The following is a 16,325-nucleotide window of genomic DNA, read 5'->3' on the forward strand; positions in this document are numbered from 1 at the left end:
GGTGCTCTAGCAGTTGCTTGGTGCCTGCCACGTTCTTAGGCTAGAGCACCGCGACCTTACCGGATGTTCCTTTGACCATTTCCGCCGCTATCCATCACGTCACGCATTATCGTTATGACCGTCCGATCGAAGTCGGGCCGCAGACCATCCGGCTCCGTCCGGCGCCGCATTGCCGCACGAAGATCGCGAGCTATTCACTCAAGATCACGCCGCCGGACCATTTCATCAATTGGCAGCAGGATCCGCACGGCAATTGGCTGGCCCGGGTCGTCTTTCCGAAAAGACGAGCGAATTGAAGATCGAGGTCGATCTGACCGCGGAACTCGCCGTCATCAATCCGTTCGACTTTTTCATCGAGCCGTCTGCCGAGCAATTTCCTTTTGCCTACGCGCCTGAACTCAAAAAAGAGCTGACGCCATATCTCGAGGCCGAACCGTTGGGTCCGCGGGTCGATGAATATATCGCGGCTCTGCCGAAGGGGCCGATCCACACGATCACGTTTCTTGTCGATCTCAACGCCAATCTGCAGAACGCGGTGCGCTATGTGATCCGCATGGAGCCGGGCGTCCAGGCGCCGGAGGAGACGCTGGAACTGGCTTCGGGGTCCTGCCGCGACTCGGCGTGGCTGCTCGTGCAGATTTTGCGGCGTCTCGGCCTCGCCGCGCGCTTTGTCTCCGGCTATCTCATCCAACTGCGCGCGGATGTCGATCCGATCGAGGGACCCAAAGGCACCCAACACGATTTCACCGATCTCCACGCCTGGGCCGAAGTCTATATTCCCGGCGCCGGCTGGATCGGCATGGACGCGACGTCGGGTCTCTTCTGCGGCGAAGGACATATTCCGCTTTGCGCCACGCCGCATTACCGCTCTGCCGCGCCGATCTCCGGCGCCGTCGAGCCGGCGCAGGTCGAATTCGGCTTCGAAATGAATGTCACCCGCGTCGCAGAGGCGCCGCGCATTACGCTGCCGTTCTCCGAGGAAGCCTGGGACGAGCTCGATGTGCTCGGCAAGAAGATCGACGCCGATCTCGTTGCGCAGGACGTGAAGCTCACGATGGGTGGCGAGCCGACCTTCGTGTCGATCGACGATTTCGAAGCTCCCGAATGGAATACCGCGGCTGTGGGCCCGACGAAACGCAGCCGCGCCGATGAATTGATCCGGCGCCTGCGGACCCGTTTCGCGCCGGGCGGCATGCTCCATTACGGGCAGGGGAAATGGTATCCGGGCGAGACGCTGCCGCGCTGGGCCTTCGCGCTCTATTGGCGCAAGGACGGCAAGCCGATCTGGAAGGATCCGGCGCTGATCGCGCCCGTGCCCGTGACGCGGACCGCCGAAGAAATTCGGACGATGCCGCGCGATGCGGTGGCTGAGGAAGCCTTGCGCGTGCAGGCGGAAAAGCTCACTGCCGGGATCGCCGCGCGGCTCGGTATCGAAGGCGATTGTATTCTCGCCGCATATGAAGACCCGACCACTTGGCTCGTCAAGGAAGGCAATCTGCCGGAAAACGCTGATCCGCTCGATCCGAAAATCGAAGATGCGGAAGAGCGCAATCGTATGGTCCGGACCTTCGCCCGTGGTCTCACGACGGCATCAGGATTCGTGCTGCCGGTGCAACGCTGGAACGCGCAAGCGGAGACGCAGTCGCGCTGGACGAGCGAGCGCTGGAAGCTGAGGCGCGGGCGGCTGTTTCTCGTGCCGGGCGATTCCCCCGTCGGCTACCGTCTGCCTTTGTCCTCGCTGCCCTGGGTGCCGCCGGCATCCTATCCGTTCATCGTCTCGCAGGATCCGCTGGAGGAGCGCGGCAGTCTTCCCGATCCGATGGACCTCGGACAGCAGTTCGAACGCGTCGCGTCCAATGATGCCGCGCATCAGGAACGTGTCGAACAGCAGATCGTGGAGGGCGCGGTGCGCACGGCGCTCTCTGTCGAGCCGCGCGATGGCATCCTCTGCATCTTCATGCCGCCGGTCGAAAAGCTCGCCGATTATCTTGAGCTTCTCGCCGCGGCCGAGGCGACCGCTGCATCGTTGAAAACGCCGGTTCACATCGAGGGCTATCCGCCGCCATTTGATCCGCGCCTCGATGTCATCAAGGTCACGCCCGATCCCGGCGTCATCGAAGTCAATGTGCATCCAGCGAAAAGCTGGGACGAGGCCGTCGCAACAACCAAGGGGCTTTACGAGGACGCCCGCCAGTCGCGTCTCGGCGCTGACAAATTCATGACCGACGGCCGCCACACCGGCACCGGCGGCGGCAATCACATCGTTTTCGGCGGTCCGACGCCGCAAGAATCGCCCTTCTTGCGCCGGCCCGACATGCTCAAAAGCCTCGTGCTTTATTGGCAGCGTCATCCGGCGTTGTCGTATCTTTTCTCCGGGCTTTTCATCGGCCCGACCAGCCAGGCGCCGCGTTTCGACGAGGCGCGGCTCGATCAGCTCTACGAATTGGAGATCGCGCTCGCGAGCGTTCCCAATCCGCAGCAGAAGGTGCCGTTGTGGGTCGTCGATCGACTGTTCCGCAATTTGCTGGTCGATTCGACCGGTAACACGCATCGCACCGAAATCTGTATCGACAAGCTCTATTCGCCGGACGGACCGACTGGACGTCTCGGCCTTGTCGAGTTTCGCTCGTTCGAAATGCCGCCCGACGCGCGAATGAGCCTCGCGCAGCAATTGCTGCTGCGTGGGCTGTTGACTTGGTTCTGGCGCGAGCCGCAGGACGGCGAGTTCGTTCGCTGGGGCACGGCCCTGCACGACCGGTTCATGCTGCCGCATTTCGTCTGGGAGAATTTTCTTGAAATCCTCAGCGACTTACAGCGTGCCGGTTACGAGTTCGATCCGCTGTGGTTCGAAGCGCAGCGGGAATTCCGCTTCCCGGTCTATGGCGTGGTTGAGCGGGGCGGGTGTGACACTGGAATTACGCCAGGCGCTTGAGCCCTGGCATGTGCTTGGCGAAGAGGGCGCGATCGGCGGCACGGTTCGCTATGTCGATTCTTCCGTCGAGCGTCTGCAGGTGAAGTGCAGCGGCCTCATCGAGGGCCGCCATGTCATCGCCTGCAATGGCCGCCGGCTGGCCGATGACGCCGACGGGCACGTTCGGCGAGGCCGTGGCGGGCGTGCGCTATAAGGCGTGGAAGCCCTCGCACGGTCTGCATCCGACATTGCCTGTCGATGCGCCGCTGACGTTTGACGTGATTGATACCTGGACCGGACGTTCGCTCGGCGGCTGCGTGTACCACGTCGCATCCGGCGGCCGGAATTACGACACGTTCCCGGTCAACAATTATGAGGCGGAAGCGCGTCGGCTCGCGCGCTTCCAGTCCTATGGCCATACGCCCGGCGTGATCGGCGTACCGCGTCCGGAACGCTCAAGCGAATTTCCACTCACGTTGGATTTGCGGGCCGGCACTAGCGTCATTGCGGGCGAAGCGAAGCAATCTAGGAGTCGTTTCTGGATCGCTTCGTCGCTTTGCTCCTCGCAATGACGAGGCCTCAGTCCTTCTTCGCGCCGCCGCCCGTCTCGGTGCTGCCGACGCGGATGTTGGTATTCGCTCCGGGCGCGGTTACGTGCATCCCCTCATGGATGTTGATCGGGGGCTCAGGGGATGATCATGTCGTCCGGCTTGAGGCCGGTGCGCACATCGACTTCTGCACCATTGTCAGCAAGCAGGGTGAGCTTGCGGATATGCACGACGCCATCTTCATAGACGGCGGCGCTTAGTCCGTTCTTGTTGAAAATCAGCGCCTGTGAGGGGATTGAGATCACCGGCTGGTCGAGGTGGGATGAACAGCCGAACGGTGCAATAGAGTCCGGGGAAAAGTGTGCCCTCGGCATTGTCGACATCGACCTCGGTCAGCCGTGTGCGTGTGCCCGGGCTGCAAGGCATTGGCGTTGCGCGCGACCGTGCCATGGAATACGCGGCCGGGAATTTCCGGCACACGGACCTCGGCCGTTGCGCCATCTTTCAGACCGAAGACGGCATTCTGCGGAACATAGATTTGCGTGCGCAGCACTTCGCTATGGGCGATGTCGAAAGTGCCGTACCCGTCGATTGATCCGCGGTGACGAGCTGCCGACGTCGATATGGCGCTGGGTGATAAATCCGTCGAAAGGGGCCACGATCTTTTCGAAGCCGGTAAGTTCCTTCAGCCGCGAAACCTGGGCTTGGCCGGCCTGCAAATTGGCCACCGCGACTCTCACAGCCGCGCTCTGCGCCTGAGACGTCAACCGGTCGTTGTCGCCCTGCTGCTTGGTCTGCCAGCCCTGAACGACGAGGGTTTGGGTCCTCTGGTTCGTCACTTTGGCAAGCTGCGAGTTCGACTGCGCCTGTGCGATGGCCGCCTCCAGTTGCGAGACTTGCGCCTCGGCCTGAAGAAGCTGCTGATCGAGGTCCGGCGCCGCGATGATGCGAGCACGTCGCCCGCCTTCACTTCGCTGCCGATATCGACATTGCGCTTCGAGATATAGCCTGTCGCGCGCGCATAGACTGTGGCGGCGTCGAAGGCCTCGGTGCTGCCTTGGCAGGTCGAGGACACGCGGGGCGTCTGTGCTCGCGACGCGCGCGACACGGACGATAGGGACTGTCTCTTCCTGCTGTTTTTGCGTATCAGCGGCGGCGGCCTGTCGCTGCGCATGGCCCCAGGCGCCGAAGATGACGAGGCCGGCGAGGGCGAGAAGTGCGCAAATGGCGACAAGGCCGAGGTGGCGGGGCCGCTTCGCGTGCGGCGGCTCATGCGGCTGCGTTTCCTTTGGCTTCTGCGCCGGTTCTGGCCCGGGCTTTTGGGGCTGCTGGACTTCGTCGCGCATCAGATAAAATCCTTATGTGCGAAAAACACTGAAGCGAACTTGCTCATCGGGCCGGCTCATTTTCTGACTCTTGGCGCGAATTCTCAGTAGGCTCAAACCGGCCAATGATAGAATAAAGCCATGGCACGAACAAAAGCGTCGTCACTGTGCCGATGAGGACGCCGCCGATCACCGCGCGCGCCAGAACCGCGTTCTGCTCCTCGCCCGGCGCGCCGATCGCCATCGGTATCATACCGACCATCATCGCGGCCGCCGTCATCAGCACCGGCCGGATACGGGTGCGCCCGGCGGAGCGCGCGGCATCAAGGGCATTCAGACCCTCGTGGCGCTGATCGCGCGCGAAGGTTACGAGCAGGATCGAATTGGCCGAGGCGACGCCGATCGACATGATCGCGCCCATCAGCGACGGCACGCTGATCGATGTCCCGGTTACATACAGCATCAGCAAAATGCCAGCGCCAGCCCCCGGCAACGCCAGGATGATCGCCAGAGGATCGAGGAAGCTCTGATAGTTAACGACCATCAGCAGATAGACGAAGACGGCGGCGAACAGCAGTCCAAACGTCAGGTTTTGAAAGGCCGAGTTCATGCTGTCGATCTGGCCCCGGACAATGAACTTGTTGCCGGGTTTCAATTTAGACTGAAGATCTTTCACGATACTGCTGATGTTCTTGGCGACGCTGCCGAGATCACTGTCCTGCACGCTTGCGTAAATGTCGTAGAGCGGCTGGATGTTGGCGTGATTGTACACGGACTGGATATATTGCCGGTGCATCGAGGCGACATTGCCCAAAATGTTCGGCACTGGCGTATCGATGGAAGCCTGGCTCACAACCGGCGTATTGTTGAGATCGTTGAGGCTGGCGATGCGGTATTCTGGCGTCTGCACCGCGAAATAATAGGGAATGCCGTTCTTCGGATCGGTCCAGAAGTTGGGTGACACCTGCTCGGATGAGCTCAAGCTGATGTTGAGATTGTTCGCGATGCTGTTGATGTTGAGGCCGAGTTCCTGCGCGCGGATGCGGTCGACGAAGTAATAGAGTTCCGGCGCATCGAGTTCCTGCTGGATATGAACATCGACGAGGCCTGCGACGCGCGACATGCGCTCGCGCAGTTCCTTCGCGACATCCTGATTTCCGGCGCGGTCGGGGCCTTGGACGACGACATCGATCTGCGAGGGAATGCCGAAGTTGAGGATTTGCGTCACCATATCCGCAGGCTGCGAATAGAACAGCACGTTGGGGAATTCGCGGGTGAGATCGCGGCGCAGCTTTTTGACGATTTCGAAGGTTGGCGGATGGCCTTCCTTCAAGGCAATCTGGATGGTGCCGTCGTTGACGCCGATCGCCGAACCGTCGGTGAAGGCGAGATTATAGGTTCGCTGTGGGAGGCCGATATTGTCAAGGATCAGGTCCAGATTCTTGGCGGGAATGTCCTGGCGGATACGATCTTCGATGGCCTGGAAGATCCCCTCCGTAGCTTCGATGCGCGTGCGCGCCGGGGCGCGGACATGAAGCTGGATCAGGCCGGTATCGACCTGCGGGAAGAAGTCCGTGCCGACTTGCGTCGCGAGAAAGGCTGCGCCACCGATCACGCAGAGCGCGACGAGCGGCACGACGATGCGGCTCGCGAGCACATGCTCCAGCACGTAGGTGTAGCCCTCGCGAAAACGATCGAAACCGGCGTTGAACCCGTCGTGGAAGCGGCTGAACCAGGAGGAATGCCCAGCGGCATGTTGGGCCTGTTCTTTCCGCAGCAAGATGCGGATGATGATTGGCGTCAGCGTGCGTGACAGGATGTAGGAGGTCAGCATCGCGAAGGCGACCGCCATGCCAAGAGGCGTGAACAGATAGCGCGCCGCGCCTTGCAGGAAGAAGACCGACACGAAGACGCTGCAGATCGCGAGCGTCGACACGAGCGTCGGCAGGGCGATCCCCGCTGAGCCGTTCAGCACCGCGTCGTCGAATTCCATGTTCTCTTCGAACAGGCGGTGCGTGTTCTCGATCGCGACCGTGGAATCATCGACCAGAATGCCGACCGCCAGGGCGAGGCCGCCGAGCGTCATTGTATTGATCGTCTGGCCGAGGGCCGAAAAGATCGCGATCGAGGAGAGGATCGAGAGCGGGATCGAAATCATCACGATCAACGTCGAGCGCCACGAGCCGAGGAAGATGAGGATCATCAAGGCGGTGAGACCGGCAGCGATGGCGCCTTCGCGAAGCACGCTGTTGATGGCTTCGCTGACGAAGACGGATTGGTCGAAGAGGACATGCATCTCCATGCCGGGCGGGGCGGCCTTGAGAAGCTCCGGCAGCGACGCTTTGACCGCATTCACGACATCGAGCGTTGAGGCGTCGCCGTTCTTGATGATGGTCAGAAGAACGGAGCGTTTGCCGTTGGCGCGAACGACATTTTGCTGGACGGCCCAGCCATCGCGGACATGCGCCACGTCGGCGAGGCGTATGGTCGTCGCGCCAATCTGGCGCAGCGGCAGCCTGTTGAGAGCGTCGATGGTTTCGGCCATCGCGTTCATGCTGACGATATATTGCGTATTGCCGATCTTGGCGTCGCCGGAGGGCAAGGTCAGGCTCTGCGCGTTGACGGCGGTGAGGACATCGTTGGGGGTCAACCCGTTGGCGCGCAGCGCGTCGGGGTTGAGATCGACCATGATCTGCCGGTACTTGCCGCCATAGGGTGTCGGCAGGGTAATGCCCTGGATCGGCGCCAGCGCCTGACGCAGACTGTAGATGCCGTAGTCGTAAAGCTGCTGCTCGTTCATCCGGTCAGAGCTCAAGCTCAACTGAAGGACCGGGACGCTCGAGGCGTTGTATTGCACGATGATCGGCGGCTGAATGCCGGGTGGCATCAGGGCGCGGATCGCGTTCGTGGCCGAGACGATCTGGGCGATAGCGAGATCGACGCTCACACCCTGCTGGAAGAATATCTTCTGGACGGCGACGCCCGACAGCGTTTGCGATTCCATATCGCGGACGTTGTTGACGTTCGCGCTGATCGAATATTCGCTGTAGGTCGTGACGCGGGCTTCCATCTCCTGAGGCGTCAGGCCCGTATACTGCCAGATGACGGTGACGACCGGGATGTTGATGACCGGGAAGATGTCTTTGGGCGCGGAGATGATCGCGCTGATGCCCAAGAAGAGAATCGCCAGCGCCATCACGTAAAACGTGTGGGGAAACCGTAACGCGAAGCGAACGATACCCATTCCCGGCTCCGACCGATCGATTATCTGGGAGAAGACTCTGCGGCGCAGGACGCGCAGAGCTTCGCTGGCCGTTCCGAAGCGGTCAGCCTACCTTAATCTATCAACGCTGGTTTGGCTCCGCTTGATCGGTCTTGCTCATCGGAACGGAATTCACCTTAGATTCAAGGAAATCGGGCTAAGTACGCTCACTGGCGCGTGAATGGCGTTGAAGTCGGCCGGCGGCGCGGCCATATCCGAACAAAATCAAGCTTGGGCGAGGGACGTTAGGGAGGCGAAGTCCTTCTCTGTTTGGATGGTCAATGAACGTTCCGAATCCCGACTTTGGCACGCCGCGGGTTAATTATACGCCACCTCATATTATCCAGCGGCGGGTTGCTGCCTGGCGCGGGCTTTGGGCAGAAACGATCGAACTGACCCAGTCCGAGCCGTATGAATACGATTTCCACGCACCCTTTCATCTCCTGATCGCCGCCGAACGTTCTGAGCGCTATGAGGGCGAAACGTGCCTTGAAGGCCTGCCGAAATCCTATCAGCGGGAATTGTCGCGCCGGATGACCTTCGTCCCCGCCGGGCGCCGCTTCCGCGGTTGGCAGAAGCCCCGGGTTTTGAGCCGTGTGAATCTTTTTTACATCGATCCGCGCGGCCCCTTGCTCGATCCCGAACTCGGCTTCGATACGATCGAGCTGAAGCCGCAGCTTTTCTTTTTCGACCCGGACATGTGGGCGACTGCGCTTAAGCTCAAAGCGCAGATCACGGCGCCGAATGCGATCTCAAGCCGTTATGCCGAGGCGCTCGGCGCGGTCCTCTGCCACGAATTGATCCGATTGAATGGCGGGGCCAAAGCGCCGCGGCGCACCGGCCGGCAAACGGGGCTTGCGCCGTGGCAGCAGAAGCGCATCGCGGATTATATCGAGACACGGCTCGACGCGCGTCTGACGATCGCGGACATGGCAGCGCTGGTGCATCTGAGCCCGTTTCACTTTTCCCGGGCGTTCAAGCAATCCTTCGGCATGCCACCGCACCGTTATCACATGATGCGTCGCGTCGAGGCGGCGAAGACGCTGCTCAATGCGACATCGACGCCGATGACGGAAATCGCGCTGCAACTCGGCTTCAGCGAGGCGAGTTCGCTCAGCGCCGGTTTTCGCCGGGTGACGGGGGTCAGCCCGAGTGCTTATCGGCGAGTCGCGGGCTGAATTATTGCTGCTGCGCGGCCTGAGCTTGCTGTTTGCGTTCAAGCATTTGCAGCGCTTCTTTGACCGGCGGCGTTAAGCCTTCGCCGCCTCCCGCGATATGCGCGTAGATCTGCTTGAGCATCCGCGAATTCCAGAATTTCTCGACATGGTCGGCGACGCCGGCGACTTCCTTGTCGTGACCCTGCGTGGCGAAAAAGCCGCCGATCTGGTTGGCCATGTAGATCAGCCGGTCGAGCGTATGCGACTTCTCATGCGTATCATGCGACATGTGATGCAACTTGGCGGGAGGTTTCGTTCAATCTCTCGGGATGGGTGAAGACTTCGAAATCCTGACGCCGCGCAACGGCGACAAGCGTCATCCCCGCCTCATCGGCGAGCTTTATGGCGGCGGCCGTCGGCGCCGACACGGCGACCAAAACCGGGGCATTGATCCGCGCCGCTTTCTGGATCAATTCAATCGAAACACGACTCGTCATGAGGATCATCCCGTCCGCCGCCGTGCGGCCGTCGCGGACAAGGGCGCCGACGAGCTTGTCGAGCGCATTGTGGCGGCCGACGTCCTCGCGCAGAGCGACAAGGCCCTCACGTTCAGTCCAGAACCCGGCGCCGTGGACGGCGTGGGTCACGCCGTTCAAGGTCTGCGCGGGATCGAGCGAGGCCATCGCAGCGATAATGGCCTGAGACGAGACTTTGGCCTCGGCGGTCACGCGCGGTAATGGTCGCATCGCGGCTTCGAGACTCTCGATGCCGCAGAGGCCGCAGCCTGTCGGGCCGGCCATGCTGCGCCTGCGCTTGGCATAGGCTTCGGCGCGGTCGCCCTTGAGCCAGACACGCGCTTCGATCCCGAGCGGCGTCGGCATGATTTCGAGATTTTCGATCTCGCTTCGATCTTCGATCAGCCCCTCGGTTAGCGCGAAGCCGATTGAAAAGTCTTCGAGATCGGCAGGCGTGGCCATCATCACCGCATGGGTCGAGCCATTATAGGTGAAGGCGACGGCTTGCTCGTCCGGCACCATCCGCGTCGACGGAAAGGAAACGCCGCCACGCTGCGCCGTACATGGGACGCTGACCGCGGGGGCGGGCAGCGATGTTTCGTCGCCTGTGTCGCTCATTCGGCGGCGTCGAGAGGGGCGATCCGGCTGTTGTGCTCAGTCATCTCACGATATTCCTCTTGCCATTCGGTCGGGCCGTTGGACGTCGAGATCTGAACGGCCGTGACTTTGTACTCAGGACAATTGGTCGCCCAGTCCGAATAATCGGTCGTGACAACATTCGCCTGACTCAGAGGATGGTGGAACGTCGTATAGACGACCCCCGGTGACATGCGCTCGGTAATCTTGGCGCGAAGCGCCGTCTCGCCGGCGCGGCTCTTGATCTTCACCCAATCGCCATCGCGAATGCCGCGGTCCTCGGCGTCATGCGGATGGATTTCGAGCACGTCCTCCGGATGCCAGGTCGAATTGGCGGTGCGGCGGGTCTGGGCACCGACGTTATATTGCGACAGGATGCGCCCGGTCGTCAGCATCAGCGGGAAGCGCGGCCCGGTCTTCTCGTCGGTCGGGATATATTCGGTCAGCAAAAACTGACCCTTGCCGCGGACGAAATGATCGATGTGCATGGTCGGCGTGCCGAGCGGTGCGTCGCCATTGCACGGCCATTGAACGGAGCCAACCTCGTCGAGCAGTTTGTACGAGACATTGCTGAAGGTTGGTGTGACCTTAGCGATCTCGTCCATGATGCGGCCGGGGTCCTTGTAGCGCATCTCATAGCCGAGCGCCCTGGCCAGCATCATGGTGATCTCCCAATCCGCGTAGCCGTTCTTCGGCGCCATCACCTTGCGGACGCGCTGGATGCGCCGCTCGGCATTGGTGAACGTGCCGTCCTTCTCGAGAAAGGAACAACCGGGAAGGAAGACGTGCGCATAGGCTGCCGTCTCGTTGAGGAAGAGATCCTGCACGATGACACATTCCATCGCGCCGAGGCCGGCGGACATGTGATGCGTGTCAGGGTCGGACTGGAGAATATCCTCGCCCTGGACGTAGAGCGCCTTGAACGTGCCGTCGATCGCCGCGTCCATCATGTTGGGGATGCGCAGGCCGGGGTCGTTGTCGAGCTTGACGCCCCAGATCGATTCGAACAGTTCGCGCACCGCGTCGTTGGAGACGTGCCGGTAGCCGGGAAATTCGTGCGGGAACGAGCCCATGTCGCAGGAGCCCTGCACGTTATTCTGTCCACGTAGCGGGTTCACGCCAACGCCTTCGCGGCCGATATTGCCGGTCGCCATCGCGAGATTGGCGATCGCCATAACGGTGGTCGAGCCCTGGCTGTGCTCGGTGACGCCAAGGCCGTAATAAATTGCTGCATTGCCGCCGGTCGCATAAAGCCGCGCCGCAGCGCGGATCGTCTCAGCCGGGACGCCGGTGAATTTCTCGACGACTTCGGGGCTGTTGCGCTCCTCAGAGACGAATTTCGCCCAAGCCGAGAATTCGGCCGGATCGCAGCGCTCCTGAACGAAGGCTTCGTTGACGAGACCTTCGGTGACGATGACATGCGCCAGCGCATCAAGGATCGCAACATTGGTGCCGGGGCGCAAAGCAAGATGATAATCCGCTTTGATATGCGGCGATTGCACGAGATCGGTTTTGCGCGGATCGACGACGATCAGTTTGGCACCGGCGCGCAAACGTTTTTTCATCGCCGAGCCGAAGACCGGGTGCGCATCGGTCGGGTTGGCACCGATGACGAAGACCACGTCCGTATATTGGATCGAGTCGAATTCCTGCGTGCCGGCAGATGTGCCAAAGGCCTGGCCTAGGCCGTAGCCCGTCGGCGAATGGCAGACGCGGGCGCAGGTATCGACATTGTTGTTGCCGAAGCCGGCGCGGACGAGTTCCTGAACGAGATAAGTCTCTTCGTTGGTGCAACGTGACGACGTGATGCCACCGACCGACGCGCGTCCGTACTTGCCCTGGATGCGCTTGATCTCGGAGGCCGCGTAATTGATCGCTTCTTCCCATGAGACTTCACGCCAGGGGTCGGAGATTTTGGCGCGGATCATCGGCTTGAGAATACGTTCCTTATGGGTCGCGTAACCCCAGGCGAAGCGGCCCTTGACGCAGGAATGGCCGTGGTTCGCCTTGCCGTCTTTATACGGCACCATGCGGACCAGTTCGTCGCCGCGCATCTCGGCCTTGAAGGTACAGCCGACGCCGCAATAGGCGCAGGTCGTGACGACCGAATGTTCCGGCTGGCCGACGTCGTAGAGCGACTTCTCGGCGAGCGTCGCGGTCGGGCAGGCCTGCACGCAGGCGCCGCAGGAGACGCATTCGGAATCGAGGAAGTTTTCCATCTGGCCGGGCGAGATACGGCTTTCGAAGCCGCGTCCATCCACCGTCAGCGCGAAGGTGCCTTGCACTTCTTCGCAGGCGCGTACGCAGCGATTGCAGACGATGCACTTCGACGGATCGTAGGTGAAATACGGATTGGAAATATCCTTGGTGCTTTTCAGGTGGTTCTCACCTTCATAGCCGTAGCGCACCTCGCGCAGACCGACGACACCCGCCTGCGTCTGCAATTCACAATTGCCGTTGGCGGCGCAGGTCAGACAGTCGAGCGGATGATCGGAGATGTAGAGTTCCATCACGCCGTTGCGCAACGCTTTGAGCCGGGGTGTCTGTGTATTAACCACCATGCCGGGCGCGACCGGCGTCGTACAGGAGGCCGGCGTGCCGTTGCGGCCTTCGATCTCGACCAGACAGAGGCGACAGGAGCCGAAGGCATTTACGCTGTCCGTCGCGCAAAGCTTCGGGATCTGGTTACCGAGGTCCATTGCGGCGCGCATGATCGACGTACCGGCGGGTACGTTGACCTTGGCGCCATCGATCGTCAGCTCGACCGTGTCGCTCGATTTCGAGGCCGGCGTGCCGTAATCGGTTTCGTGGATGAGAGACATTCCGTACTCCTCATTCCGCTGCGGCTGCCGCAACGCGGGGCCTGAAATCTTCGGGATAATGACGCATCGCACTTAAGACCGGGTAGGGCGCAAAGCCGCCCAGTGCACAAAGTGAGCCGAATTTCATCGTCTGGCAGAGATCTTCGAGAAGCCGCAGATTGGCCTCCGGTTCTTCGCCGGCGAAAATCTTATCGATCACTTCCTGGCCGCGGGTCGAGCCGATGCGGCAGGGCGTGCACTTGCCGCAACTCTCGATGGCGCAGAATTCCATCGCGAAACGCGCCATGACCATCATATCGACCGTGTCGTCGAAGACGACAAGGCCGCCGTGGCCGATCAGACCATCTTTGGCAGCAAAGGCTTCGTAGTCAAACGGGGTATCGAACAACGACGGCGGGAAATAAGCGCCGAGCGGACCGCCGCATTGTACTGCGCGAACCGGGCGGCCGGACGCGGTGCCCCCGCCGATGTCTTCGACAATCTCGCCAAGCGTCAAGCCGAAGGCCGTCTCGAACAGACCGCCGTAACGGACATTGCCGGCGATCTGGAGCGGCATCGTTCCGCGCGAGCGACCCATGCCGAAATCGGCATAGGTTTTGGCGCCATGCGCAAGAATGAACGGCGCGGTCGCAAGCGAGAGCACGTTGTTGATGACGGTCGGCTTCTGGAAGAGGCCGTTGATCGCCGGCAGCGGCGGCTTGGCGCGCACCATGCCGCGGCGGCCTTCGAGGCTTTCGAGCAGGGCGGTTTCCTCGCCGCACACATAGGCGCCGGCGCCAACGCGCAATTCGATGTCGAACGCGTGGCCCGAGCCGAGAATGTCCGGGCCAAGATAGCCTGCGGCGCGCGCGTGAACGAGCGCTTCGTTGAATGCCTTGATACCGTGCGGATATTCAGAGCGGCAATAGACGTAGCCTTTGGTCGCGCCGACGGCGATAGCGCAGATCGTCATGCCTTCGATCAGCATGAAGGGATCGTCTTCGAGCACCATGCGGTCAGCAAACGTGCCGCTGTCGCCCTCGTCGCAATTGCAGACGACGTATTTGCGATCGGCTTTGGTGTCGGCGACCGTTTTCCACTTGATGCCGGTCGGGAACCCCGCGCCGCCGCGACCGCGCAGCCCGGATTTGGTGATCTCTTCGACGATGGCGGCGCTGCCGATCTCGATGGCGCGCTTCAAGCCGAGCCAGCCCTCATGGGCGGCATAATCCTCGATCGAAATCGGATCGGTGATGCCGCAGCGGGCGAAGGTGAGGCGTGTCTGGCGCTTGAGATAGGGATGATCTTCTGGCCGCCCGATACGCAGCGCGTGCGCGCCGCCGTGAAGGAAATCGGCATCGAAGAGAGACGTTACATCCTTGGCCGAAACCGGCCCGTAAGCGATGCGACCGGCGGGCGTTTCTACTTCGACCAGCGGCTCCAGAAAGAACATGCCGCGTGAGCCGTTGCGGACGATCGTGACGTCCGCGCCGCGAGCCCCGGCATTTTCGAGAATCGCGGCGGCAATTTTATTGGCGCCCAGCGCTAGAGCGACGACGTCGCGGGGGACGAAAATGCGGGTCACGCCACTTCCGCCTCTTCAATGACGCCAACCAGTTTGTCTGCGGTCAATTCCGCGATCGGCTCGTCGTCGAAAAGCGCCGCTGGTCCGTTGGCGCAAAGGCCGAGACAATAGACAGGCTCGACGGTGATCCCGCCATCCGGCGTCGTGCCATGCCAATCAACGCCGAGGTCGGCAAGGCAATGGCGCGCGACCGCTTCGCTATTGCGCGATTGGCAGGCCTCCGCGCGGCAGATCTTCAGGACATGGCGGCCAGCCGGCTCGCGGCGGAAGTCATGATAGAAGGTCAGGACGCCGTGCACTTCGGCGCGCGTGATATTGAGCGTGTGCGCGATCTGCGGCACGACGGCATCGTCGATGAAGCCGAACTCTTCGAGAAGAGCATGGAAGATAGGCAGCAACGGCCCCTCGAGCGCGAGATGCGCATCGATGATTTCCTGGGCCCGCTGTGTCTCGTAGACAGCTGGCATGTTTCCCACCTACGCTAATCGGCGATTATTGTGATCACCGACGGCAAGCTATGTTATATTTTATACAGGAGAATCCTCCTGTTAGACCCGACTTTAGATTGTCCCTAAAAAGATGGTCCGCTATGCTCTTGGGATCAATATAGATATTCCGTGGAGCTATAGAGGATATCTATTAAAATTGTGGTGCGATTAGCTTTTTGGCTTCGGCGAAAAGCGTGGCCGTCAGGGGGGTCATCGGCTCGCGGCGTGGCACAACGAGGCCGATCTGATGCACGGCTTGCGGTTCAATGATCGGGATTGAGCGGATCGGGTCTGAGATCGAGAGCGTCTCGACCAGTTTTTCCGCCATGATGCTCGCCCATTGGCCTGTTTTCACATGCGCATAAAGGGCGATGACCGAGTTCGATTCGAGCGTCGGCTCTGGCCGGTTACCGGCGCTCACGAGGAGCTGATCGACGATCCGCCGGTTCTGCATGTCGGGGGTGAGCAAACAGAGGGGAATACGGCCGACTTCGGCCCAGGTTACGCTCCGGTGGTCGGAGAACGGGCTGCCGATGCTTGTCAGCAGGCAATATTGCTCGGTGTAGAGCGGCAGGCTGCGCACGGTGCCGAGCGGCTCGTTGTCGAGGTAGGTGATGCCGGCGTCGATCTCGAGATCGTCGATGCCTTGCAGGATTTCCTGCGATGTGGCCGAGCTGACGCTGAAGCGCACGCCCGGATGTTTGGCGCGGAAGGGCGTCGTCAGCGCGGCGACCATGCTCAGCGCCGTGGGAATGACGGCAATCCGCATAAGCCCGGTCAAACCGCTCTTGAGCGCCCGGACCTCTTGCCGCATCGCCCGGGAATCGCCGACGATCCGCTTGGCCCATTCGAGTACGCGCTCGCCTTCCGGCGTCAGGCCATGGAAACGAGAGCTGCGATTGACGAGCAACACGCCAAGCGTCTCTTCGAGTTGCTTGATGCCGGCGGAGAGAGTCGGCTGGGTCACGCCGCAGGTTTCGGCAGCGCGGCTGAAGCTCTGCTCGCGGGCGACGGCGATGAAAAATTCCAGCTTATCGATCAAGGCACGACTTTGGCCAAAGCGGACCGCAGTCGAGGGCTGACTGCGGCGTCAAGGC

At 61.4% G+C, this 16,325-nt stretch carries 11 protein-coding genes and 1 pseudogene; 3 read left to right on the forward strand and 9 right to left on the reverse strand.

Going from position 1 to position 16,325, the window contains the following annotated elements; genetic code table 11:
- Nucleotides 1-71 precede the first annotated feature (71 nt).
- A pseudogene (locus tag WDN02_RS11940) lies at nucleotides 72-3,399 on the forward strand (transglutaminase family protein); the annotation flags it as partial.
- A gap of 197 nt (nucleotides 3,400-3,596) precedes the next feature.
- Here the strand turns inward: WDN02_RS11940 and WDN02_RS11945 are convergent.
- Nucleotides 3,597-3,833, reverse strand: coding sequence for a hypothetical protein (locus WDN02_RS11945; protein WP_337293706.1), 237 nt, complete (start codon nucleotides 3,831-3,833; stop codon nucleotides 3,597-3,599).
- Between WDN02_RS11945 and WDN02_RS11950 the strand changes: the two genes are divergently transcribed.
- Complete coding sequence (locus WDN02_RS11950) at nucleotides 3,821-4,054, forward strand: hypothetical protein (protein WP_337293707.1); 234 nt, start codon at nucleotides 3,821-3,823, stop codon at nucleotides 4,052-4,054. The two genes, WDN02_RS11945 and WDN02_RS11950, sit on opposite strands and share 13 nt — an antisense overlap.
- Here WDN02_RS11950 and WDN02_RS11955 read toward each other — a convergent pair.
- On the reverse strand, nucleotides 4,017-4,805 hold the full coding sequence (locus WDN02_RS11955) for a hypothetical protein (RefSeq protein WP_337293708.1): 789 nt from the start codon (nucleotides 4,803-4,805) through the stop codon (nucleotides 4,017-4,019). The two genes, WDN02_RS11950 and WDN02_RS11955, sit on opposite strands and share 38 nt — an antisense overlap.
- Before the next feature lie 43 nt (nucleotides 4,806-4,848).
- Complete coding sequence (locus WDN02_RS11960) at nucleotides 4,849-8,028, reverse strand: efflux RND transporter permease subunit (RefSeq protein ID WP_337293709.1); 3,180 nt, start codon at nucleotides 8,026-8,028, stop codon at nucleotides 4,849-4,851.
- Between the two features lie 299 nt (nucleotides 8,029-8,327).
- On the opposite strand from WDN02_RS11960, the gene WDN02_RS11965 reads away from it, so the two are divergent.
- A complete protein-coding gene (locus tag WDN02_RS11965) occupies nucleotides 8,328-9,224 on the forward strand; it encodes an AraC family transcriptional regulator (protein ID WP_337293710.1) in 897 nt (298 codons plus the stop codon).
- 1 nt (nucleotide 9,225) lies between these two features.
- Here WDN02_RS11965 and WDN02_RS11970 read toward each other — a convergent pair whose 3' ends face one another.
- The 6 genes from WDN02_RS11970 to WDN02_RS11995 form a co-directional block, all read right to left on the reverse strand.
- Nucleotides 9,226-9,492, reverse strand: coding sequence for a formate dehydrogenase subunit delta (locus tag WDN02_RS11970; protein WP_337293711.1), 267 nt, complete (start codon nucleotides 9,490-9,492; stop codon nucleotides 9,226-9,228).
- Nucleotides 9,482-10,336, reverse strand: coding sequence for a formate dehydrogenase accessory sulfurtransferase FdhD (gene fdhD / locus WDN02_RS11975; protein WP_337293712.1), 855 nt, complete (start codon nucleotides 10,334-10,336; stop codon nucleotides 9,482-9,484). The genes WDN02_RS11970 and fdhD overlap by 11 nt, the downstream gene beginning before the upstream one ends.
- Nucleotides 10,333-13,176, reverse strand: coding sequence for a formate dehydrogenase subunit alpha (fdhF, locus tag WDN02_RS11980; RefSeq protein WP_337293713.1), 2,844 nt, complete (start codon nucleotides 13,174-13,176; stop codon nucleotides 10,333-10,335). The genes fdhD and fdhF overlap by 4 nt, the downstream gene beginning before the upstream one ends.
- A 10-nt stretch (nucleotides 13,177-13,186) precedes the next feature.
- Entirely contained in the window at nucleotides 13,187-14,740 is a 1,554-nt protein-coding gene (locus WDN02_RS11985; RefSeq protein ID WP_337293714.1) for an NADH-quinone oxidoreductase subunit NuoF, read from the reverse strand.
- A complete protein-coding gene (locus WDN02_RS11990; RefSeq protein WP_337293715.1) occupies nucleotides 14,737-15,207 on the reverse strand; it encodes a formate dehydrogenase subunit gamma in 471 nt (156 codons plus the stop codon). The genes WDN02_RS11985 and WDN02_RS11990 overlap by 4 nt, the downstream gene beginning before the upstream one ends.
- A gap of 172 nt (nucleotides 15,208-15,379) precedes the next feature.
- Complete coding sequence (locus WDN02_RS11995; RefSeq protein ID WP_337293716.1) at nucleotides 15,380-16,270, reverse strand: LysR family transcriptional regulator; 891 nt, start codon at nucleotides 16,268-16,270, stop codon at nucleotides 15,380-15,382.
- Nucleotides 16,271-16,325: the final 55 nt, after the last annotated feature.

The organism is Methylovirgula sp. (assembly GCF_037200945.1).
Classification (GTDB): domain Bacteria; phylum Pseudomonadota; class Alphaproteobacteria; order Rhizobiales; family Beijerinckiaceae; genus Methylovirgula.

Bases quoted from the DNA above. Each gene is read 5' to 3' on its own strand.
- WDN02_RS11945 (WP_337293706.1), bottom strand. From the start codon at position 3,833: ATGCCGAGGGCACACTTTTCCCCGGACTCTATTGCACCGTTCGGCTGT.
- WDN02_RS11955 (WP_337293708.1), bottom strand. From the start codon at position 4,805: ATGCGCGACGAAGTCCAGCAGCCCCAAAAGCCCGGGCCAGAACCGGCG.
- WDN02_RS11960 (WP_337293709.1), bottom strand. From the start codon at position 8,028: ATGGGTATCGTTCGCTTCGCGTTACGGTTTCCCCACACGTTTTACGTG.
- WDN02_RS11965 (WP_337293710.1), top strand. From the start codon at position 8,328: ATGAACGTTCCGAATCCCGACTTTGGCACGCCGCGGGTTAATTATACG.
- WDN02_RS11970 (WP_337293711.1), bottom strand. From the start codon at position 9,492: ATGTCGCATGATACGCATGAGAAGTCGCATACGCTCGACCGGCTGATC.
- fdhD (WP_337293712.1), bottom strand. From the start codon at position 10,336: ATGAGCGACACAGGCGACGAAACATCGCTGCCCGCCCCCGCGGTCAGC.
- fdhF (WP_337293713.1), bottom strand. From the start codon at position 13,176: ATGTCTCTCATCCACGAAACCGATTACGGCACGCCGGCCTCGAAATCG.
- WDN02_RS11990 (WP_337293715.1), bottom strand. From the start codon at position 15,207: ATGCCAGCTGTCTACGAGACACAGCGGGCCCAGGAAATCATCGATGCG.